Raw genomic sequence first — 22,899 nt, 5'->3', positions numbered from 1 at the left:
GCTTGGTCAGCCGTCAAGTTTCTTTGACGAAACAGTTCCCTTATCGCTACACTATATAATAGAGAGAAAGGAGACGGATACCATGAAACAGCACCTGATTGTATTGGACTTGGACGGAACGCTATTGACCGACCAAAAAGTCATTTCACCTAAGACCAAGCAAACCTTATTCCAAGCTATTGAGGCGGGGCATCAAGTTATGATTGCCACTGGCCGCCCTTACCGTTCGAGTGAACCTTATTATAAAGAGCTAAGCCTGCAGACGCCGATTGTCAATTTCAATGGCGCTTTTGTGCATCATCCTATGAATCATAACTGGGGAACGCACCATACGCCGATTTCACTGGATGTCGTCCATGAAGTCGTCGAGTCAATGCATGACTTCAACTTCCATAACATCATTGCGGAAGTATTGGACGACGTCTATGTCCATCACCACGACGAAAAATTGATGGACATCTTCAGCATGGGAGACCCTAGCATCACGACGGGCGATTTGCGGAATTACCTGCGGGTAGACCCGACTTCGCTGCTGATTCACGCACCTTATGAAAAAGTGGAATTGATCCATGAACATCTGAACTCAGTCCACGCGGAAGTCATCGACCATCGCCGTTGGGGTGCTCCGTGGCACGTTATCGAAATCGTCAAAAGCGGCTTGAACAAAGCGGTCGGAATTGACCGCGTCTCCAAATCACTCGGAATTGCAAAAGAAAACATCATTGCGTTCGGAGATGAAGACAATGATCTTGAAATGATCGATTATGCTGGAGTTGGAGTTGCAATGGGCAACGCCATCGGCCCATTAAAAAATATTGCCAATGAAATCACATTGACGAATAACGATGACGGCATCGCTGAACTGCTGATTGACCGTTTGAAACTAAATAAATAATTGGTTAGAGGTCCAAATTAAAAAGGAGGATTATCATGAAATTATTTGCTGACAGCGCTTCTGATTTGCCGAAACAGTTTTTTGTAGATGAAAACGTGGAATACTTTCCATTGCGCGTCCATATAGGCACTGCGGAATATGAAGACATCCGCACCATCCATTCCAAAACCGTTTACGATGCAATCCGATCAGACATCCACCCGAAAACGTCGCAAGCTTCTCCTGAAGAAATGATGAACACGTTTGAAAAGTTGGCGAAAGATGGCGAAGAAGGGCTTTATATCGCCTTCTCTTCTGAATTGTCGGGTACATACAATACAGCCGTCATGGTCGCTGACCAGGTCCGCGAAGAGCATCCCGATCTGGACTTGATAATCATCGATTCGAAAGCTGCCTCACTGGGCTACGGAATGATCGTCAAAGAAGCGGCACGCCTCCGCTCTGAAGGCCAGGCGCGCACCGCTATCATCGAAACCGTGAATTTTATGGTTGCCCATCTCGAAAGCCTGTTCACGGTTGAAGACCTGGATTATATGGCGAAAGGCGGACGTATTTCAAAAGGCAGCGCTTTTGTCGGCGGGCTATTGAACATCAAACCTCTGCTTCATGTCGAAGACGGTAAATTGGTGCCGATCGAAAAATTGCGCGGCCGAAAAAAAGTCCTGAAACGCATTGTAGAATTGATGAAGGAACGCGGCTCTGATTGGAAGGAACAGACGATTGCAATCAGCCACGGCGACGATATCGAGTATGCACTTATGCTGAAGCATGAAATTGAAGAACAGCTGCAGCCAAAAAATGTGGAAATTTATTTGATCGGTTCTGTCATCGCAGCACATACAGGCCCGGGAACGCTCGCTGTATTTTTCTTAAGCCAAGTGAAAGCCTGAGGTGAACACACAAATGAGGAAGATTGTAATCATTGGGGCGGTCGGCGGCGGCGCAACAGTTGCGGCGCAAATCCGGTTTTATGATAAAGAATCCGCTATTACGGTGTTCGACCGGGATTCGACAATGAGCTATGCTGCTTGCGGCACGCCTTACGCAATTGGCGAAGCAATTGAGAATCCTAAGTCTTTGCTGATGGCAGACCCTTCATCTTTTAAAGAAAAGCGTGATATTCAAGTTCTCCTAAAGCACGAAGCATTGGAAATCAAACGAAGTAAAAAGGCTGTAACTATAAAAAACTTGGCCACTGGCGAAACATTTGACGAACCCTATGATGTGCTAATCCTGGCAACCGGCGGCTCTGCAATTATACCGGACATCGACGGATTGTCATCCGCTGACGTATTTGTGCTTCGCAGTTACGGCGATATGGAGAAGATCAAACAATTCATCAATGAACGCAAGCCTCAAAGCTGCTGCATTTCAGGTGCCGGGTTTATTGGCATCGAAATGGCTGAGAACTTGAAAGAGCTTGGCATTGATGTGAACCTGGTCCATAAATCGCCGCACGTCATGTCGATCCTTGATGAAGACATGTCCGCTTTGGTCAAAACAGAGCTGCAAGCGAATGGCGTCAATGTCAGAACAGGCGTATTCGTAGAGAAAGTTGATGGGACCGCGCTCACATTATCGAATGGCGATACAATTGAAGCTGATTTCCAAATCATGAGTGTAGGCATCAAGCCCAATACGGAACTAGCTGAAAAAGCTGGGCTGCCGATCGGCGAAACAGGCGGCATCGTAACAAACGATTTCATGCAAACAGCCGATCCGAGTATTTACGCTTTAGGCGATTCGTCAGAAAATGCCGATCTTGTAACAGGGGCTCCTAAGCGGATCCCGCTTGCGTGGCCGGCCCATCGCCAAGCCTACCTGATCGCTCGCCATTTGATCGGCAGCGCCATACCTAAAAACGGCTTGCTCGGCACTTCCATTGCCAAAGTCTTCTCGAAGACTATCGCCATGACCGGATTAAGCGAAACGATGATCCAGGAAAGCGGACTTTCCTACGAAACCGTCGTCCATAAAGGCAATTCAAACGCCGGCTATTATCCCGACCACTCGAGATTAACGTTGAAAGTGCATTACCATCCCGAGACCCGCAAAATTTTGGGTGCTCAATGTTTCGGCGGAAAAGGCGTCGACAAACGGATCGATGTCATCGTCACCGCCATGTTCGCTGGCCTGACTGTAGAAGATTTGCAGGCGCTGGAGCTTTGCTACGCCCCGCCGTATTCTTCACCTAAAGACCCGATCAATATGGTCGGCTATAAAGCGGTTAAATAAGAAAAACCGGTCCTGGAAAAAAGGACCGGTTTTTCTTATTTATTTTTCACTGCTCCGTCAGCTTTGCGTTGTTTTCCTTTTCTCCAGACGAGCCAGATGAAAAACATGAACAATACATAAAGGACAGCAAGGGCCGCCAGATAAGCGGTATTCAATCCTCTTTCTTCTGTCACGTGGAACGTATCGGCAATTTCACGGTCAAGTGTGATGCGGTAATCGCCATTGCTTTCCTGGCGTACCACGTCGCTTTCAAACAATCCGCGCATTTCTTTATCGCTGCCGATTTCTGATGCAGGGATGCTGATGCTTTTCGTCGACGATGAGTTATTGATTGCAACGATCCACATTTCCTCTTCATTGAAGCGCTTATAGACTATCCAGCCGTCTTCTTCATGAAGCACTTCGGTTTCGCCTGTGCGCATGGCCTCAGACGAGTTTCGCAGCGAATTCAAATTCGTGATGTGGTCAATCAACTCTTCTTCCACTGCCAAATCCATAATTTGATGCGACTCAGGCAGCTCACTGCCGTTCATCGCTGTTTCCGAACCGTATTGCACAACAGGGATCCCTGGCATCGTCAGAAGCTGGGTCATAATCAGGCGCCAGCGCGTCGGCGGAAATCCTCTTTCTGCAACGGCGTCGGCAGTAAACCGGGAACCGAGCAGCGAATCGACGCGGATCAGGTCTCCTGAGCTTTCCTCGATAAGTTCCGGAAGGCCGGAAGAATCTTGGTCGAAGTTCTTATAGCTGTTTCTGAGCACTTCTTCCGCATCAGGCAAGACAACTGCGTCCATGCCATCTATCCCTTCACTTTCCTGGTCATTGATGAGGTAGATGTCTCGAATATTTTTCATTTCGCTGGAAAAGATTTCGATAAACTCAGCATCGACCTTATCCGTTTCCACCAAACGCAACCCGTCAATTTCATATTTCTTGATGAAATCACCGATAGCGACCACCAATTGCTTTTGGACTTCCGCATTCGACGTATCAAGCGCTAATGTACCATCTTCGTTCTTAGTAAACCATTCCGGGTTTTCAGCCGCCCAAGCGTGATCTGCGCTCAAGCTTTGCGTCGGAATGTCCACCATGACTTTCATGTCTTCCTTATGGCTTTGCTCAATAAGGGCCTGAAGTTCTTCTTCAGTTCCGAAATGGCGCTCCAACTGGCTATAATCCAACACAGTTTTGCCGTCATATGTAGAAGTGGCAAAAACGGAGCCAATCGACATCATCGTGAAGCCCATGTCTTTAATGTGCATCATTTGATCTGACAGCCCGGCAAAATCCCCGCCGCTGAATGCCGCTGGATCTTGTGCGCTCACTTCAAAATCATTGTCGATTTTTTTATTGAAATATCGGTCAACCAATACATCGTAGATGATTTCGTCTTCAATCGACCGTTCTTCTGCCGCTGCAGCGGGTTCGATCGGACTTAACACCAGTGCTCCGATCAGCACGCTTACTAGCCATTTTGCTTTCAATCCAATATCCTCCCTCAATGAGGCTCATTTAATCCGTTTCACTCGGTCTATTTTATCAAAAATTCACAGTTCCCTGTTGAAGAAAATGCAAATAACCACCAGTTGTCCGGCAGTTTCGTCTAAACTGTGAATTTCAACATAAAAAAACAGGCGCGAAATGCGCCTGTTTCTTTAAAGGTCATGCCAGAAAATTAATGCCCACTGGCAATTTGAAGCCTAGGAACATTGTTACAAATAAGAATACTGCGAACAATGCCCAGAATAAAGTGACCGGTTTTTGTTTTTTCGAGCGGACCAGCACCATTTCCATCATGCCGATTGTCAAAATTCCGAACAGGAACTTCATTCCGTATAACATTGCATCATAAGAAGAATGCTCGACGAACAAAGTCAATCCAGAAATCACAATCAGAATGTAGAACAAGCGAAGGACCATGTGTGTAATTTTGCGTCCTTTGCTTTCTTTGGCCATGAATGCAGCCACTAAAAACAAAACAATCCCGATGACCCAAGTCGTAATGTGCAAATGTGTAGTATCAGTTAAAAAAGCCAAATCGTCACCTCTTCTAAAATAGTCTTTTTCAGTTTAGCATAACTCTGCACCTAAAAGACATGTTTGCCGTTATGACAAATGTGTGACGAGTGTGCCTATCGATTCGATTGATACTTTCACGGTGTCCCCAGCCTTCAGGAATTTTGGAGGGTTAAACCCTTTGCCCACTCCTGCAGGTGTTCCTGTCAAAATCACATCCCCTGGTTCCAACGCGATGTATTTCGACACTTCTGAAATGATGTCATCAACACGGCGGATCATATTTTCCGTATTGCCATTCTGGCGTACTTCATCATTTACTTTAGTGACGACCGAAAGGTTCTGTGATTGCGGAATCTCATCTTTGGTGACGAGATATGGTCCCATCGGACAAGAACCTTCAAGGCTTTTCCCTAAGAAATATTGTTGGTGTTTCGTTTGCAGGTCGCGTGCCGTCAAATCATTGGCGATAGTATACCCGAAGACATAATCGTAAGCCATTTGCTTTGGAATTTTTTTGCCTGCCTTACCGACAACAATAGCCAATTCGCCTTCATAATCATAAGCTTCTGTTAGGTCGCTGTGAACTGAAACCGTAGCTTCGTCTCCAACAATGGTGCTTGGTGTTTTAGTGAAGACCACCATTTCCACAGGTGCTTCTGCACCCATTTCCTTCGCGTGGTCCGCGTAATTCTTGCCGACGCAGATAATATTTTTAGGTGTTCGTGTAATTGGCGCTAGCCATTCGATATCTGAAAAAGAGAGTTTGAATTGCTCAGGATGTTCAGATTTTCCAGCTGCTTCAATCAGTTTCCGCATTTGTTCAACAAATTCCATTCCCTCGGAAACCCCTTCAACAAGCTTTTGTGGAAAAGAAGGCAACACTTCCAGCTCTTGCTGAATTGCTAATACATCCCATACAGCTTCTTCTTTCTTAACTTTCGGTCCAAAACGTTCTTCCCCTTCAAATCGAAAAGATAACAGCTTCATACTTCAAACACTCCTTTTCTATGATTCCATTCATTATACACATTCATTGTTTTGAATTGTTGCTTTTTTCGAAATTTCGTCCGTAAGTCGCTTTTTTCCATACAAACTCAAGTGGTCCTTGTGAAAATTTAGAAAACCATATTTCTGCAAAAATAAGCTGGACCGTAAAAATCCCTAATGCAATCAATGTGCCGACCGCTATGTCCACCTGGCCATAAAGCCCGAATCCATAAGAATAGAAGATGAATGTCGCAATCAATGATTGCATGATGTAAATGGTCATCGACATGCGCCCCGCATTGGCAAGCGGGTGGAATAGTTTGCGGAAGCCTTCGAAGCGCGACAGCAGCACGATTGCCGCAGCATAGCCGATTGAAACTAACGGTCCCCCCAGGGAATCCTGGATATACATGAACGCATAGTTTTTTTCAAAAATAAACGGCGTGGATTTTAACAGAAGACCTAACCCCAATCCTCCAACAGCCAGCGCTGTCCATATACCCTTCAGCTTTGATGCCCGTTCGACAAGCCGCCATTTTGCAGCAGCCGCTCCGAGCATCATATGGGGAAGAATCATCACCAGCAGCAAGAGATAAGTCGATGGGTTATTTCCGTTCAGCCAATCATCCAACCGCTGGCGGAAAATCTCCGCGAATGAGCCCGTCGGATAAGCCGACAGCGAATTTTGGACTTCTTGCATGCCCGTGTAGAAATTCGGATCCACCGACACCGCGATGAACATCAACACAGTCATGAAAAACTGCGGGATGGCATACAGCAACGCTGCAAATCCCAATAGCCATGCCGGAGGCAGCCGAAGCATGCCTATCAGCAAGATTCCTGACACGGCATAAGTGATCAGTATATCCCCGTACCAAATTAAAAACGCATGCACAATGCCGATCAGCAGCAGGAAAGCCAGGCGTTTCACCGCCAGCGGCGCAAATCTCCGCCCGCTCTTCTGTGCTTTAACGAACTGCATTGCTAAACCATACCCGAATAACATAGAAAATAACGGATAAAAACTTGCTTGCACAAATATATCCAGAAAAGTGAATACTTCTGTATCCCATTCGCCTTCAAACCAGCTATATGGATCAATATATGAAAATGGTGAGTGGAACGCAGGCATATTGATCAACAGGATTCCAAGAAGCGCAAAGCCTCTCATCAAGTCCAATGCCTCGATGCGTTCGTTTGTAGCCACAGGTTGTATTTTCACTTCAATCCCCCTAAATCTTCTCTATACGGTCAGCCGCGAACAAATACAAAAGGCGCTCTTGGATGCGGATTTGCAAGATAGCCTCTGCCGCTTCCTGGTAAACGGCCAATTGCACACCGTAGCGCGATGCCATTTCCTGTCCGATATCCGCGATGCCCATGACACTATCCGTTTTATAATCCAGCAGAACCCAGCCTTCCTCTTCTTCAAAAAGGCAGTCTATAATCCCTTGGATGATTTGGTGGTCGCCATCCTGGTCTTTTTTCGCATAGGTAAAGGGAACTTCGCGTTTGATATTTTTGGCCCTCGACAAGCGGCCGTATAACTCACTGCTGTAAAATTTGCTGATGCTGCTGGCGCGGACAGCTTTTCCTTCGTCCTCAGACAATATCTCCTTGCCTACCAGCTCTTTTATGAATTCCTGGATTTCAGGCACAGACATTTTTTTGTGGAGTGGAATATGCTGCATAACAGCATGGACGGCAGTGCCGACATCTGCAGCCGACATGCGTTTTTCCTGCATGAAGTCCGGACGGTGGGCCAATGCGCGCTTAGGCGTGCCTCCAGCTGCACTGATAAATGATTCTGGTTCATCCAGCCGCTGCAGCATTTGCAGGCGCTTCATCTCTGAGACAGACTGCTTCGACCTTTTCTCGACCGCTTGCTGATGCGGATAGCGGAAATCGAAACGATGCAAAACTTCATCCGTGTAATCGGCCTCCCCTGTTTCGGCATGCAGCAATTCTTCGACATCCAGTACTGTTGGCAGCAACGAAGTGGATTCGATGATGCTGACATGGAAACGGGAATGGTGCGGCAATTGCTGGCCGCCAGTGCCGAAGATTTCGGCCGCATCCGGATGGCGCGACAATGCCGGCCCGATCCAATCGAGATACGTTTTTGCGCGTGAACGCAGGAAATCAGGCATCAAAATCTGCGGTGAGTTGACCTTCCATTTTCCAAGCAGCCGGTCAATATCTTTAACTGAAGCCGTCATATACAGCCGTTCTTTGGCTCGTGTCATCGCGACGTACAAAACCCGCATTTCTTCCGCTTTCATCTGCAGCTGCTTCATTTCTTTGACCGCTAAAAATGGCAAAGACGTATATTCCAACCGGGTATCGGGGTTGATGGCTTTTACCGCTAACCCATAATCCTGGTCAAACAAATAAGACTTCCGAAAATCCATTTCATTGAACGCACGTCCCGTACCGGCAAAAAAGACCACTGGAAATTCCAGGCCTTTCGATTTATGGACGGTCATCAACCGCACGACATTCTCTTTTTCACTCAATGATTTGGCAGTTCCCAAATCATCTCCGCGTTCACGCATCCGGTCAATAAAGCGCAAAAAGCGGAACAACCCTCGGAATGAGGTTTTTTCGTATTCCAATGCCCGGTCATGCAGCGCACGCAAATTCGCTTGGCGCTGCTTGCCATTCGACATGGCCCCGGCCATTTCGTAATAATTCGTGTCCAAGTATACCTGCCAAATCAATTCAGCAAGAGAGCCTCTGCGCGCCAGATTGCGCCAATCCTCCAGCTGGTAAGTAAAGCGCTGAAGTTTTTCCGCTGCAGCCGGATCGATGCCGCTGCCGCTCCGGATAAAGGTCTTCATCGCTTCATAGAACGAGGCGTTTGGTGCAGCCAGGCGAATTTCCGCCAACTCGTTTTCTTTCATGCCGATGAATGGCGCACGCAGCACCGAGGCCAGCGGGATATCCTGGTATGGGTTATCGATGACACGTAATGTGTTGAGCATAATCATGACTTCCAGTGCATCAAAATAGCCGCCGGTGAGTTCTGCATATAGCGGAATGCCTGCCGCCTTGAACTCATCCGAAAAATCGCCCGACCACGTCATGGATCTCATCAATACGACGATATCGCTGTATTCCAGCGGACGATTATCCTGTTTCCATGGATCATAGACGAGCGTCCCTTGTTCCATAAGCTTGTGGATCTCACCTGCAATGAAGCGGGCCTCCCATTGCGACTTCGCCATATCATCTTCCGGTTCTTCTTCGGTTTCCGGCTCATGGATCAACGCCAATTCGAGCGGCACTTCCATTTCCGGGAACGGGGCTTGATGCTTCAATTCAGCAGACGCATCGTATGTGATTTCCCCGACACGCTCCCCCATGATCTGTGAAAATATATAATTTGTGCCATCGAGGATTTCTTTGCGGCTTCTGAAATTGGCGTTCAAATCGATTTTCAGGCCGGTGCCTTCCGCTTCAGCTGTGAAGCGTGAATATTTGCCGAGAAACAGCATCGGTTCCGCCAAACGGAAGCGGTAGATCGACTGCTTGACGTCCCCCACCATGAACAAATTGCCGGCTGCTTCTGTGCCGGATTTCACCAGCGACAGGATTTTTTCCTGCAGCATATTCGTATCCTGGTATTCATCCACGAGCACTTCCTTGAATTGCCGCTGGTAATCTTTCGCAATATCCGAAGGATTTCCTCCGTCACTCAAAATCTGCAGCGCGTAATGCTCCAAATCCGAAAAATCGACAAGCGCCCGGTCAATCTTCAACGCTTTATAACGTGAACCGAAAGTCTTCGTTAAAGCCGTCAATGTTTCCATTAAAGGCGCCATTTCACGCATTTCCTCCAGCAGCCGTTTGGGTCCCCTGGTAAAATAAGATTCAAATATGCCGTTGACCAGTTTTTTTACTTCGTTGCGGCGCGCCTTGGCTTCTTCCGCCAGTTTCGGGTCGCATGAATCTTTTTTAATGGATGCCGCTTTTGGCCATGCCATGGATTTACTTAGTTCATGCAGGCTTTTCCACGATTCATCCAGTGCTTCAATTGCTGCCTTGATGACCGCAATATCCAAATCGAATGTGCCCGCAAGGACTTCTGGCCCTTCCGGTTCGAGTGCCAACGCTTTTCCTTCAAATGCCAATTGCAGCGCTTCATCAAAAGCATGGCGGATCGCCATTTTCAAATCACCGATAAATGGCAAATCATCAATCGACGCAGTTTCCGGCACTGCATAAAGTGCCGGCACTTGGTCCAGCCATTGCTCAGGTTCAGGATGGACGCGCGAATAATCATACAGTTTATTCAACAGAACTTCCATCGCCTGGTCGTTGCGGTCTGATGTAAAACTATCCGCTAAGCGGTAGACAGCTTCAGCCCCGTCCCCTTCATAAGCTTCTTCAAGCACTGCTTCGAGCACATCGTCGCGCAAGAGTGCCGCTTCGGTTTCATTGGCGATGCGGAACCCCGGATCGATTTCAAGCAGGTACGCATATTGCTTCACCACTTGCAGGCAGAATGAATGCAAGGTCGAAATTTGCGCTTTATTGATAAGGCGCAATTGCTTCCGCAAATGCTTCGATTCCGGATTTTCAGCCACTGCTTTTTCCAGTGCCCGCAGCATGCGGTGCCGCATTTCAGCGGCTGATGCGTTGGTGAATGTCACGACGAGCAATTCATCGACGGAAATCGGATCGTCTTCCGCCAGCACTTTTTCAATCATCCGGTTGATGAGGACTGCAGTCTTTCCGGAGCCAGCCGCCGCGGACACGAGCATGTCCTGCCCTTTTGCCCAAATGGCCGTCCACTGTTCGTCTGTCCAGGTGGCATCAGTCGGTTTGTTCGGTATCATCGCCTGCAGCCTCCTTTCGAATAAGTTCAATTGCCTTGTCCGTGTTCAAAACAGGCAGTTTGCGGTAATGCTGGTCAGGATCTGCCGGATCGAACTGGCAGACAGACCGATAAGAACAAAACTGGCATGGTGTCTGTTCTTTTACTTTATAGGGTGTGATTTGAGTATCGCCTTCCAGGATGCCGTTGCCGGCAGCCTGATGTTTGCCGCGGACAAATCTGCGGATCGCCTGCATATCTTCTTTCACTACGGTTTTCGACTGGGATGTGGAAATTTCCCCGCTTTTATTCAGGCGCACCGGAATGACGTTGGAATAGCCGTCGATGCCGCTGTCCATCGCCTCGATGACTTCGGGATCTTCAACAAGCAGCCCATTCATCTTGAATGATTTGGCCACTTCTTCTTCTATTTCATCGGCTGTCATCAGCTTCGAAAGTTTCAGCATCGGGTTGTGCATGTGGAAATATAACACGCCGGCCGGTTCTGCCAGCGTGCCAAGAATGCGTTCCGAATTGTCGAGGGCTACGTCCAGATAAGTGAATGTCTGCAACGACAGCCCGTGGTAGACATCGCCCAGTTCAAGGCCTTGTTTCGATGATTTATAATCGACGATGCGGATATATGGCTTGTCATGGATTTCCGTTGAATCGATGCGATCGATGCGGCCTCGGATATTCATGAGCCGCCCCTTGTGCAACGGCACTTCCAGCGGCGGAATCGATTCTTTCAGGCCAAAACTGACATCCATCGCTACAGGCTTGAAGCCCGTCACTTTCGCATGCTTGCCAAGCATGAATGCGGTCTGCCGGATAATGGCTTCAAGTTTATGCTGGATATAGCGGTAGCGATTGGAACTCATCAAGATGTGATTGACAAAATAAGGTGATAATTGATCGATGGCAGCCTTTGCCAGCTCATTGCATTGCTTCTGGCTCAGCGAAGACCAAGAAACGCCCAGCCTTGCCACTTCATCGGAAATCCATTTGATGGCGGCATGGAACAGATCTCCCATCGCCGGGGCAGCCAGTTTGTATTGGCTCCGCTCCTCAAGCCTCAGCCCGTAGGAGACGTATTGCGCAAACGGACAGCTGAAATACGTTTCCACCCTTGAGACGCTTGATGCAAGCGTGGTGCCGTACAATGGCTCTGCGATTTCCTCGCGCAGCGTGTCAGCTGTGTTGGGTTTAATCGGCTCCAAAATCCTTGAGACAACCGAAGACCACAACGGATCTTCCCGGTAATAAGCGAGAACTGCACGCCATTCCGCCGCCAACTTTCCGCCGCGCAGCTGAGACGTCAGATAGGAAAGAGTGGCGCGCGGATGTGAGATATAGTCCAGTGGCGCTGCATCTTTCAGTTCCGCCGGATCGATGGCAGCCGGAGTCAAAGCGATGCCGAACATATCCTGAAGCTTTTGAATGTAAAGTGAAGGCAGCAATGCTTTGCCTTCTTCATCTGCAATCGGATAAGACACAGTAAGCGAATCCGAAGCGGATGTAAATGTCCGGTAAGCCATATAAGTCTCATCCATCAAACGGCTTTTGGAAGTCGGCGCCAATTCAAAACCGATTTTGGCAAACCATTCCCTGTCCGTATCCGTCAACAAGCCTTCTTGCTCGACGCGTTTTGGCAATATGCCGTCATTCGCGCCGATGACAAAGACCGATTTGATGTCCATCAAACGGGCCAAGTCCATTTTTGAAACCGTCACCTGGTCCAGTGAAGGCGGAATCCGTGAAAATTCCAAAGTCTCAAAACCTTCATCCAGAATTTTGGCAGCGGCCGGCAAACCGATTTCCTGGTCGCCGAACATGAGGACGAATTGATCGAGCACTGCCACCCATTGGTTCCATGCCTGTTCGTGCTCGGCAGCTGCCAATAAACGGTGCTCCCTTTCCTCGCGGTCTTTGAGTGTCTGCAATTTGCTGTAAACGTCCTGTTCTTCGATGAACAGAAAAAGCGCCTCTGCAAAATCGCGCCCTGTCCGGCAGCTGCTGAAGTTTTCCTTCAGGCGTGAAAGCGGATCCCGAATGAGATCCCGCACAGCATGAAGCTCAACTTGCGCCGCACGCTCTTCGTCGGTCTGGATGCCGGTATGCATCTCGAGCCCACGGTATTTCTTGAAAAGCCAGCGTTTTTCATCAAACCAGCGATCGCCGAAAATGCCATTGGCGATGACGAAGTTTTCGAGCAGATCGCTTCGCTCGCGCCATTTCAAGACACTTGCTTCCGGGAAAAACAGATCCGTCTTGACCGCCCGGAAAACAGGTTCATATGAATAATTGGAAAGCACAGCTTCGAGTACCGAACGGCTGAATTCAATCAGCGGATGGTGCAGCATCGTTTTCTTTTGGCTGATAAAATAGGGGATATCGTATTGCGGAAGAATGGTATTGATCAATTCGTCATACACTTCCGGCTGGCGGTACAGCACAGCAATCTCGTTATAGCGCATCCCTTCCTGCGCTTGGCGCCGGATAGACCGTGCCATTGCGTGGACTTCTGCCCGGCGGTTTGATGCTTCCACTAAACGGATGTGGCCCCGCGACTCGGAAACCGGCTGCGGGTAATCATCGAAATGCCTCTCTAAATGGGCAAGTTCCGGGTTCGTGAAACGCCGTTGCATTTCCATATGGATCGGATGGTCGACATCTACGCTTTCTTTCCGTGCAAAGTCGGTCAGCCGCTGCGCCGTATTTGCGGACTGGTGGAAAAGCGCCTGTTCATCCTTTCCATCAGAAGAATTATCCATCGGCAGGGCGATCGTTACATTTTTTGCGTATTTCATCAGTTCCACGATGATCTCGTATTCACGGGCAGTGAATGACACAAATCCATCGATATAGATATCAGCGGATTTCACAAGTTCTGAATGCCGGATTTTTTCAGCCAATAACGCCAAATGGCCTTCGGAATCGACGAACACTTTCCCAAGGCGGCTTTCTATTTCAGCTAAGATCAATTCCAAATCTGCTGCTTTGTCGAGCAGCGTTCGCGGAGCACCGGCAGTTTGCAATGAAGTGCGGATAGTCGACAGCTCTCCGCAATCGACACAATACCGGGCGAACTCTTTCACCAATTGCTCAATCTGATCAGTGAACCCGCGCTTGCCTGCAGCTCTGCGGAAAAGTTGGAACTCTTCTTTGTGTTCTTCAAGCAGGCTGCGGATCAGCATCCGGTAGCCGAAAGCATCCACTTCCTTGCGGCTGATGCCGCCGACTTCCTGCAGTACGCGCCAGGCCAGGCGCTTGAAGGTCACTGCCTGCGCGCGGATCATGCCGTTCATGCCGTACGCAGAAGAAAGCCGATACTCCGTAGAGAATGACATTTGATCCGGAACGATGAAAAATATAGGATCCCCGTCTCTGCTGCGCTTCAATTCTTCAGCAATTTCTTCCTGTATGAACCGGGTTTTGCCGGAACCTGCACGCCCATAGACAATTCGCAATGACACATAACCACTCCATTCTAGGAACATTTGTTCTTATTATATAAGAAAAACAGGTGGATTGCCACTTTCCGCAGCCTTCTCACCCCTGTTTTTTATTATTTTCCCCAGCTTGCCTGAAGTCTTCTTCCACCCTTTTATGCAGCCTTTTTTCAAATATCTTTCCGACCACATAGAGAATCACAATAACTGCAATGACGATGGCCGTCCGCAGCGGCTGCGTGAAAAGCGCACGGATGTCATAGCCGACAAACGAAATGATGAATACCATGACCAATTTGCCGGCCATCACCGTCAATAAATAATAATGCCGGCTGATATTCGACAGGCCCGCCACTAAGTTGACCAATGCCGATGGTGTAAACGGAAAGCATAATAACAAGAATAACGGGCCGAATCCATTGCGCTCCACCCAACGGATTAATTTCTGCACTTTTTCATGGCGCGTCATGAAATTCATGAAGCGCGCTTGCCCATACTTTCGCACGATCAAGAAGACGGCGTAAGCCCCTACCACTGTGCCAAGCCATGACAGCAGAAATCCGAACCACAATCCATACGCTGTGGCATTCGCGAAGACAAATACGAAGAGCGGCAGAAATGGCAAAAACGCTTCCAGAAATGGCAGTAAAAATCCGATAAGCGGACCAAATGCCCGATAAGATTGCGTTAGTTCAATAATATTTTCCAATGAAAAAAAGTCAGCCATTACGCCCATCCTCTGCCTCTGTTATAGATTTTATGTATATGACCAATAAGCAGCGGATCCGATTAAATCAAAGGAACTCGCAGACTTTGGCCGCTATTTTTGCACTATACTTCTTAAGTCGAATTATCTTATGATAGACTATATTGATTACTTTACACTCTTTCCCCTCATTTGGAAAAGAGAAATACTTTACATAAGGAGTTTGCCACATGACGGAACGCGGTTTTATAGCTGGGCTGAAAGCCGGCACCAGCATTGCAATTGGCTATTTCCCGGTAGCCCTGACATTCGGGCTGCTGGCAAAGACCACAGGATTGTCATTAATCGAAGCGACGGCCATGAGCATTTTCGTCTTCGCGGGAGCAGCTCAATATATTTCGCTGACCCTTATCACCGCAGGTGTCGCACCAATCCTGATCGTCCTGAACACGTTCGTCGTCAATATCCGCCACTTTCTGATGACAGCGGCGTTGAATGAAAAGATGGAACCTGCGGCTGTCTGGAAAAAAGCGTTGTACGCCTTCGGAATCACAGATGAATCGTTTGCAGTTTTAGCTATCCAGGAAGACAACAAAGTACGCACATCGTTTGCAGCAGGAGTCATTGCCATCTCATACGGCAGCTGGGTCGTATTCACCGCTATTGGCCATTTGATCGGAGCCAACCTGCCCCACTTTCTGCAAGCTGCCATGTCGATTGCGCTGTATGCTATGTTCGTCGGCCTTTTAGTTCCTTCAATGCGAGGAAACCGCAAAGTATTAAGCCTGGCGGCAATTGCCGGAATCATCAACTCCGTCTTCTACTTCACTGGCTGGCTATCCACCGGCTGGGCAATCCTGTTTTCCACACTCGCTTCCGCGGTCATCATTGAAATCATTTCTTCGAAAGGTGTGAAAACATAATGAGCGATTGGTTCTGGTGGATGATTTTAGGCATGGCACTTGTAACTTACTTGCCGCGTGCTATTCCTCTGACATTTTTGGAAGGCCGCGAACTGCCGGACGCCATTCAGCGAATTCTGCGTAATATTCCTTACGCCGTATTGGGTGCTTTGATTTTTCCGGCGATCCTGTTTATCCAGGAAAATAATATCTGGTTCGGGGCCATCGGAGCGGCTGCCGCTTTCGGCATCGCTTTGACTGGCGCCAACGTCATGCTGGTCGTGCTGGGTTCCATTTCTGTCCTAGCTGCCTATAGTCTGTTTTTCTCCTAAAAAAAAAGCCGTCACTCATCTTCATGAGTTTCGGCTTTTTTCGTGCGGTGATACATCCGGGAAGCATACCAGAACCCCGATGTCAGGGAAGCAGCGTTTACGGCATATAAAAACCACGTATTAGTGTATCCTGCATAAACTGCAGCTGCAATCAATGCAACCGTTAAAATCAGCCCCACAATGTGATTGAAAGTGACCCTTGTAAAGAGCACAACCAGGAGGCCAGGGATCAGCAGGGACAATAAAAACTTTGTAAGCATTGATTCCATTTTATAAGCTCCTTATTTAACGACGATGAGCCCCAAGCGATGATGGTCATGCCGGAAAATAACGTGTTGGCGCAGCCTGACTTCCCGGCTGTGGTCAAGCACTTCAAGCCGGCAATGGGCAGCATTCACTTGGATCGCTTCATATAATTCCATTTCGTTTGATACCGATAAGCCGTTGACTTTTCGGATCACTTCTCCGCGCATCAAGCCCATCTTATGTGCCGGCGAATCCGGCAGCACGTCGATAATCATCACTCCAAGAGCTTGCGGTGCCACTGCATTATTGCCTTGGCGTTCTTTCAACTCAAAATTCACAGTAATCGCAAGTCGCGCTGCTGCACCGGCAATCAGTGCGATGAAAGCAAGCGGCTCCCATAACACGGCTCCAAGGGACAGCAAGATAATTGCCGCACCAAGTTTCCAGACCAGATTCCCGATTGCCGGATATAAATAAATCGGCATCGTTTTTCTTGCACGGCTTTGAAAACCGAAAACCATTGGAAACAGAATGAACGAAAACATGCTTTGCCCGATTGGCAATTGCGGCCAGTACGGCGCGTATGATTCGATAAGATCCCCGGGCACAACCAGCAGCACTGGCAGCAGCCATAGGCGTTTTGCCGTATAAGCTGCTGCTGCCAGCCCTCTGGAAGAGGTTTCAAGCCTTGGCGAGGCGGCTTCCGCTCCGTGCTTGCGGATCAGCAAGCCCTCGGCCACCACCATAGCCCCAGAAATCAATGCGACAGGCACAAGCCAGTCCCAATTGACCGCGTAACCGCTATAACTAATTATTCCAAGATCCACGTTCCATTCGTTGGTTCGGAATAACCAGCCGATGAAGACAGCAGCCAATGCCAAATAAATGAAAGAGCCGAGCTGATAAACACCGGCCACCATGAGTAAAATAGCCACGGCACTCAAAGCGATCAGCCATTCAATCGGCACTACTAAACCGATGCCGGCAAAAAGCACTGAAAAGACAAGCGCGAACAGCAATCCGTCTTTCACAAGCCCGGCAAATTCCCGCCAGCCCCAAATTATGCGTGTCCGAAACATTTTCCGCTCTTTCTTGACTCGGAAGTAGCCGAGCAGCACCGCTGCCAACAAAGCTATGTAAAAAACAGGGTTTATAAAAAATCTTCCTATGTCCAGCAACGCATCCATTATCACTTTTTACACCTTCCTATTCACAGCCACTTGCATTTCTTCCCATTGTACCAAAGAAACAGCGCTCACTGCACTTCTTTTTCAGTTTACAAACGCCGCGCCCAGCTGCGTTAAAATATCTTCGGCGCCTTCAATTCCAGCTGATAAACGGATTACTTGGCGCGTAACGCCAATTTTCTCTTTTTCTTCGAGGGACAGCGCCCGATGCGAAGTGCCGAACGGGTAGGAAACCGTCGTTTCCACTCCAGCCAAGGTAGGAACAATTTTGATCCAGCCCAGTGATGAAAAGAATTTGGAAACATCCATTGATTCGGGCAATGCAAATGTAACAATCGCGCCCATTCCTGGATACCAGACTTGCGCTTTGCCTTCAAGAAACGCTGCAATCGCAGCGGCATTTTCTGTCTGCGCCTTCATCCGAACCGCTAGTGTCTTGATGCCGCGGATCGTCAGCCATGCTTCAAATGGGCTTAGATTCATTCCCAGGTTAACGATGCGGCTCTCAGCCACCCGAATCAAGTCGGCGTCACCAACAAGCACGCCTGCCGTCACATCGCTATGGCCTCCAAGATATTTAGTAGCACTATGCGCAACAAGATCTGCGCCTAAAGCATAAGGCTGAATCGTATACGGGGTTGCGAACGTATTGTCGATCATCAGCTTCACACCGTAATGCTTCTTCAATTGTTCAAGTACCGCAAGATCTTCAACTCTTAGAAATGGATTAGTAATGGATTCACTGAAAATCAGTTTCACTTCCGGGTAGTCGATCAGAATTTGTTCAACTTGGCTAAGGTCCGTGAAATCAGCAAAATGGACAGTCATGCCCAGGTGCACCAATTCTTCCTTCAGTAAATGGAACGTGCCGCCATATACATCTTCAGCTGCAAGGATGTGGTCGCCTGCACCAGCGACAGCGAGAATCCCAGCAAATATCGCTGACATGCCAGAAGATGCCGCAACTCCGCGTGGCGCTTCTTCTAGATCCGCAACCGTTTGGCCAAGCGCGTCGGTATTCGGATTGGCTGTCCGGGAATAAAGATAGGTGCCATTCCCTTCATAATAGCCTTCCAATTCTTCTAATGAAGAAAAAGCAAATGCCGAAGTTTGGTAAAGCGGCATCACTTTCGGTTGGATGGTGCGTTCTTTCATAGATGCGGTATGCACTGATTTCGTGTTAATCGAGTTCATCTTTTATCCCCCTAATCCATAGTCGATATGATGTTTTCAATTGTAGCTTGGTCCATCGGCCCCACAAACTTCGTTTGGACGCGGCCTTGTGTATCCAGTATATAGGAAGTCGGTATTGTCACAGCCTGATACAACGAGCCAATTTCTCCCTTTTCATCCATCGGAATCGGGAATGACAATCCATACTCTTCTTTAAATGTCTTGATTTTTTCCAATCCATGATCTTCTTTTGTTAAGTTCACTGCTAAAATTTCCACATTATCCGAAGCTGCCTGCTCTTCATAATATGCCTGCATATGAGGCATTTCGGCCCGGCATGGCGGACACCAAGTAGCCCAGAAATTCAAAATCACTTTTTTTCCTTTGTAATCGGACAGCTTGACCCTTTTCCCGTCCAACGTCGTCAATTCGAAATCGGGAGCCATTTCACCTTTTGCCAGCCCTTGCTCCGTTGCCAAAAAATCAACGTCGCTGCCAAGTGCGATATTGTCGAATTCCGTGGTTTTTTCAATATTGTCTTTTACCACTCCGGCAATCGCTACCCCAATCAATACCGCAACCAGTGTCAAGCCGATCAGTTTTTTCGACATTGCTTTTTCACCTCGCCTAACTTTCATCATACGATAAACCAAGGGCTGAAATCCACTATGCCAGACATTGATTTGTGACTAAAATAAAAACCGGCATCGCTGTCGATGCCGGCCTTTCTTATCTTAACGAAACGAATCTTTCAGGATCGACTGCATTGGATCGTGCACCGTTCCAAGGACCGACGTGAATTTCAAAATGGAGATGCGAACCGAATGAACGTCCCGTATTGCCCATTTGCCCTACACTTTGCCCTTGAGAAACTGATTGGCCAACAGAAACGCCAATTGAGTTTAAGTGTGCATAAACTGTAGCGTGTGTTTGTCCGTTAATTGAGTGAGTAACGATGACAACATTGCCGTATCCGCCCATTGAACCTGCATAAGACACGAAACCGTGCGCTGCTGAAACGACATTCGTTCCAACACTATTTGCAATATCCACACCTTGGTGGAATTCCTGGCCAGCGCCAATATCGCGCCATCCGAAATCAGATGTGAAGCGTCCAGAAGTGGGACGGATAAAGTCTGCACTGATCGGTGCTGAATAAGATACAACAGGTGTTGGCGCAGGAGCAGGCGTTGGCGCTGCAGCTGGTGCCGCTGGAGCGCTTGGTGCCGGCTCAGATTTAGCACTCGCTTTTTTAGCTGCAGCTGCTTTTTCCGCTGCTGCCTTTTCTGCCGCTGCCTGTTGTGCTGCCGCAAGCTGGGCCGCTGCTTGTTCAGCCGCTGCCTTTTCTGCTGCCGCTTTCGCTGCCGCAGCACGCTCAGCAGCTAATTTGCGCTGGCGCTCTTCTTCCGCTTTTCTGGCTAATTCAGCCAAACGTTCCTGTTCTGCGATAATCTGGTTTTCAAGTTCTTTCGAAACTTCAATCGATTCTTCGCGCTGATCAACCAAGTCGGCTTTCTCGCTTGCCAAACGTTTTTGTTCTGCTTGCAATTCTTTTTGCAATCCGGCTTGCTCAGCTTTCTGTCCGCTGAGTGAGCCTTTCAATGATTCAAGTTCAGCGCGGCGCTGTTCCTGCTGCGCCAATTTCGTTTCGACTTGCGCTTTTTGTTCTGCAAGCATTTTTTTATCCTGTGCTTGTTCTTTCATGATTTCCCGATCCGCATCAATCAACGTGTTGACGGCTGAAAAACGGTCGATGAAATCGATAAAGCTGTTCGCTCCGAGCAATACGTCTATGTAATCAACAGAACCGCCGCTCAACTGAATAGCGCGGGCTCTCTCTTGAAGCAATTCCGTTCTATCGGAAATCTTGCGCTCCAATTCCTTGATTGATGATTTTAACTCATTTATTTCAGTTACTGTTTTTTCTATGTCGCCTTCTACGCTGGAAATCTTCGCTTCGGTTTCACCGATTTTAGCTTCCAGTTTCTTAATCTGAGACATGATTCTTTCTAACGTCGTCTCATTTTTCTTCATTTCACCAGTTTTTTCAGAGATGCCTGAATTCAATTGATTTTGCTGCTGTTCTGCTTGTTGCTGTTTTTGTTCCAGCTCAGTTAATTTATCCGCATTAGCGGTCGGCATCAATACCGACAACGCTAATACGGATGATAAACTGGCCAACACCCATTTCGACTTCGAGCCCAAGTTCGTGTTCCCCTTTCGGATGACGTTCTCTCTTTTTTCTTCTCTCTCTTATCTTGCTGTCATCTCTATCTCTAAGTTGTATGTTATACGCGAAGGAATTTCCGGATTGACATGAAACTGCCCCAGACGCCGATAAAGACGCCCATCAATAGGATCAAGCCGCCCACTTGGTAGATGAACGGTGTAAAGTCAAGCAACTGGAATAATTCCCCGCTCAATTTCGGCTGTATGAATTCGAGCGTATTATAGTAGAGCGCTGCTACCAGGCCGATTGGTATGATCGATCCCAGCAAGCCAAGCCACATGCCTTCCAGTATGAATGGCACACGGACAAACCAGTTGGTCGCCCCTACAAGTTTCATAATCTCAATTTCCCGGCGACGTGCCACGATCGTGATGCGGATCGTATTGGAAATCAAGAACATTGCTGTGAAGAGCAGTGCCAGTATTAACACCAAACCGACATTTCTTCCGGCATTCAGGAAATTGAATAACTTCTCAATTTTGCCTTTGCCATACTCGACTTTTTCTATGTTCTCAATTTCAGCAATTTCTGCTGCCACATTTCCAGTTTGTTGAGGATTTGAAGCTTTAACATAAAAAACGTCGAACAATGGATTATTTTGCTGGAATAAATCCAGCTCATTTCCGAAATCAAGAACAAGATCAGCTAATTCTTCTTCTTTAGTGGAATAGACTGCTGATTCCACTTCGGGTATGTCGACTATCGTTTCTTCGATGCTCTGCTTTCGAGCTTCGTCCGTCTCCAATGAGACAAAGACCTTCATTTCAACATCGTTTTCCAAATCGTCTGCAACTTTGTTCAAGTTCATCATGATTAAGACGAAAACTCCAACAAGCAGCAAGGTCACTGTTACAGCACTGACAGATGCAAACGTCATCCAGCCATTGCGTCCTAGGCTTTTCAGGCTTTCACGGAAATGGCGCCATAATGTTCTAGCTTTCATAACCGTAATCACCTCCGTCTACGTCACGGACAATCAGTCCGCCTTCTATGGCAATTACGCGATGGCGAATGGTGTTGACGATTTCCTTGTTATGAGTCGCCATTAAAATCGTCGTGCCTGTGGCGTTGATCTTTTCGAACAGGTTCATGATATCCCATGCAGTTTCAGGATCCAGGTTTCCTGTAGGCTCATCGGCAATAACTACCTTCGGTTTATTGACGATCGAGCGAGCAATCGATACCCGCTGTGCCTCGCCGCCGGACAATTCCGTCGGGAACATGCGAGCTTTATGCTTCAATCCAACCATATCCAGCACGTCTAAGACACGTTCGCGGATTCTAGAAGGTGATTCTTCGATAACTTCCAATGCGAATGCAACATTTTCGTAAACATTCAACCTTGGCAAAAGTTTAAAATCTTGGAATACGACGCCCATTTGGCGGCGCAGCATTGGCACTTTTTTATTCTTCAATGTAGCAAGATCAATGCCATCTACGAACATTTGCCCTGAAGTCGGGCGTTCTTCACGATACATCATTTTGATGAAAGTCGATTTCCCAGCACCGCTGGGCCCTACTACATAAACGAATTCGCCTTGGTCGATTTCAACATTCAGTCCGTTGAGCGCTACAATGCCATTCGGATATTTTTTATAAACATTCTTCATTTGAATCATTTAATAACCACCTATATGAATTAAGTTTCCCTAAGCTGAGTTTATCTGACTGAAAAATTCCGGCAGAATCATTATAACATCCTAAACCTTTTTTTTT

General features: G+C 47.8%; 19 protein-coding genes. 5 read left to right on the top strand and 14 right to left on the bottom strand.

Going from position 1 to position 22,899, the window contains the following annotated elements; translation table 11 throughout:
• The first annotated feature begins 82 nt into the window (after positions 1 to 82).
• The 3 genes from EGV91_RS07725 to EGV91_RS07715 are packed head-to-tail and all read left to right on the top strand — an operon-like array spanning position 83 to position 3,130.
• Positions 83 to 895 carry a Cof-type HAD-IIB family hydrolase gene (locus tag EGV91_RS07725; RefSeq protein WP_135502340.1) on the top strand — a complete coding sequence of 271 codons (813 nt, stop codon included), beginning with the start codon at positions 83 to 85 and terminating at the stop codon, positions 893 to 895.
• Between the two features lie 35 nt (positions 896 to 930).
• Positions 931 to 1,785 (top strand): DegV family protein, encoded by an 855-nt coding sequence (locus tag EGV91_RS07720; RefSeq protein WP_135502338.1) that lies wholly within the window; start codon positions 931 to 933, stop codon positions 1,783 to 1,785.
• 13 nt (positions 1,786 to 1,798) lie between these two features.
• Complete coding sequence (locus EGV91_RS07715; RefSeq protein ID WP_135502336.1) at positions 1,799 to 3,130, top strand: CoA-disulfide reductase; 1,332 nt, start codon at positions 1,799 to 1,801, stop codon at positions 3,128 to 3,130.
• 35 nt (positions 3,131 to 3,165) lie between these two features.
• Here the strand turns inward: EGV91_RS07715 and EGV91_RS07710 are convergent, their stop codons facing one another.
• The 7 genes from EGV91_RS07710 to EGV91_RS07680 form a co-directional block, all read right to left on the bottom strand.
• Positions 3,166 to 4,614 carry an alpha-amylase family glycosyl hydrolase gene (locus tag EGV91_RS07710; RefSeq protein ID WP_135502334.1) on the bottom strand — a complete coding sequence of 483 codons (1,449 nt, stop codon included), beginning with the start codon at positions 4,612 to 4,614 and terminating at the stop codon, positions 3,166 to 3,168.
• Between the two features lie 178 nt (positions 4,615 to 4,792).
• Positions 4,793 to 5,167 carry a YisL family protein gene (locus EGV91_RS07705; protein ID WP_135502332.1) on the bottom strand — a complete coding sequence of 125 codons (375 nt, stop codon included), beginning with the start codon at positions 5,165 to 5,167 and terminating at the stop codon, positions 4,793 to 4,795.
• A gap of 69 nt (positions 5,168 to 5,236) precedes the next feature.
• The gene (locus EGV91_RS07700) at positions 5,237 to 6,136 is read right to left on the bottom strand and encodes a fumarylacetoacetate hydrolase family protein (RefSeq protein ID WP_135502330.1); all 900 of its coding nucleotides are present in this window, start codon (positions 6,134 to 6,136) and stop codon (positions 5,237 to 5,239) included.
• A gap of 43 nt (positions 6,137 to 6,179) precedes the next feature.
• Positions 6,180 to 7,358 carry a DUF418 domain-containing protein gene (locus tag EGV91_RS07695; RefSeq protein WP_135502328.1) on the bottom strand — a complete coding sequence of 393 codons (1,179 nt, stop codon included), beginning with the start codon at positions 7,356 to 7,358 and terminating at the stop codon, positions 6,180 to 6,182.
• A 10-nt stretch (positions 7,359 to 7,368) separates the two neighbouring features.
• Positions 7,369 to 10,977: a helicase-exonuclease AddAB subunit AddA gene (gene addA, locus EGV91_RS07690; protein ID WP_135502326.1), complete on the bottom strand. Its 3,609-nt coding sequence runs from the start codon at positions 10,975 to 10,977 to the stop codon at positions 7,369 to 7,371.
• Positions 10,955 to 14,431, bottom strand: coding sequence for a helicase-exonuclease AddAB subunit AddB (addB, locus tag EGV91_RS07685; protein WP_135502324.1), 3,477 nt, complete (start codon positions 14,429 to 14,431; stop codon positions 10,955 to 10,957). Before addB ends, addA begins: the two co-directional genes overlap by 23 nt.
• A 76-nt stretch (positions 14,432 to 14,507) precedes the next feature.
• Entirely contained in the window at positions 14,508 to 15,134 is a 627-nt protein-coding gene (locus EGV91_RS07680) for a TVP38/TMEM64 family protein (RefSeq protein WP_135502322.1), read from the bottom strand.
• Positions 15,135 to 15,343: 209 nt separating this feature from the next.
• On the opposite strand from EGV91_RS07680, the gene EGV91_RS07675 reads away from it, so the two are divergent.
• Together EGV91_RS07675 and EGV91_RS07670 are read left to right on the top strand one after the other, a co-directional pair.
• Complete coding sequence (locus tag EGV91_RS07675; RefSeq protein ID WP_135502321.1) at positions 15,344 to 16,036, top strand: AzlC family ABC transporter permease; 693 nt, start codon at positions 15,344 to 15,346, stop codon at positions 16,034 to 16,036.
• Positions 16,036 to 16,347, top strand: coding sequence for an AzlD domain-containing protein (locus EGV91_RS07670; protein ID WP_135502319.1), 312 nt, complete (start codon positions 16,036 to 16,038; stop codon positions 16,345 to 16,347). The genes EGV91_RS07675 and EGV91_RS07670 overlap by 1 nt, the downstream gene beginning before the upstream one ends.
• A gap of 11 nt (positions 16,348 to 16,358) precedes the next feature.
• Here EGV91_RS07670 and EGV91_RS07665 read toward each other — a convergent pair whose 3' ends face one another.
• From EGV91_RS07665 to ftsE, 7 genes are all read right to left on the bottom strand, one after another.
• Positions 16,359 to 16,616 (bottom strand): CsbA family protein, encoded by a 258-nt coding sequence (locus EGV91_RS07665; RefSeq protein ID WP_135502317.1) that lies wholly within the window; start codon positions 16,614 to 16,616, stop codon positions 16,359 to 16,361.
• A gap of 12 nt (positions 16,617 to 16,628) precedes the next feature.
• Entirely contained in the window at positions 16,629 to 17,780 is a 1,152-nt protein-coding gene (locus tag EGV91_RS07660; RefSeq protein ID WP_135502378.1) for a PDZ domain-containing protein, read from the bottom strand.
• 84 nt (positions 17,781 to 17,864) lie between these two features.
• The gene (locus tag EGV91_RS07655) at positions 17,865 to 18,974 is read right to left on the bottom strand and encodes a trans-sulfuration enzyme family protein (RefSeq protein ID WP_135502315.1); all 1,110 of its coding nucleotides are present in this window, start codon (positions 18,972 to 18,974) and stop codon (positions 17,865 to 17,867) included.
• Positions 18,975 to 18,985: 11 nt separating this feature from the next.
• Entirely contained in the window at positions 18,986 to 19,564 is a 579-nt protein-coding gene (locus EGV91_RS07650; protein ID WP_135502313.1) for a peroxiredoxin family protein, read from the bottom strand.
• Between the two features lie 118 nt (positions 19,565 to 19,682).
• A complete protein-coding gene (locus EGV91_RS07645) occupies positions 19,683 to 21,158 on the bottom strand; it encodes a murein hydrolase activator EnvC family protein (RefSeq protein WP_135502311.1) in 1,476 nt (491 codons plus the stop codon).
• An 83-nt stretch (positions 21,159 to 21,241) separates the two neighbouring features.
• A complete protein-coding gene (gene ftsX, locus EGV91_RS07640; protein ID WP_135502309.1) occupies positions 21,242 to 22,126 on the bottom strand; it encodes a permease-like cell division protein FtsX in 885 nt (294 codons plus the stop codon).
• Positions 22,116 to 22,802, bottom strand: coding sequence for a cell division ATP-binding protein FtsE (gene ftsE, locus EGV91_RS07635; RefSeq protein ID WP_135502307.1), 687 nt, complete (start codon positions 22,800 to 22,802; stop codon positions 22,116 to 22,118). The genes ftsX and ftsE overlap by 11 nt, the downstream gene beginning before the upstream one ends.
• Positions 22,803 to 22,899 lie beyond the last annotated feature (97 nt).

This window comes from Planococcus koreensis, assembly GCF_004761975.1.
Taxonomy (GTDB): Bacteria; Bacillota; Bacilli; order Bacillales_A; family Planococcaceae; genus Planococcus; species Planococcus koreensis.
The sequence above is the reverse complement of the archived record's forward strand: the minus strand, read 5'-3'. Positions and strand labels throughout refer to the sequence as shown.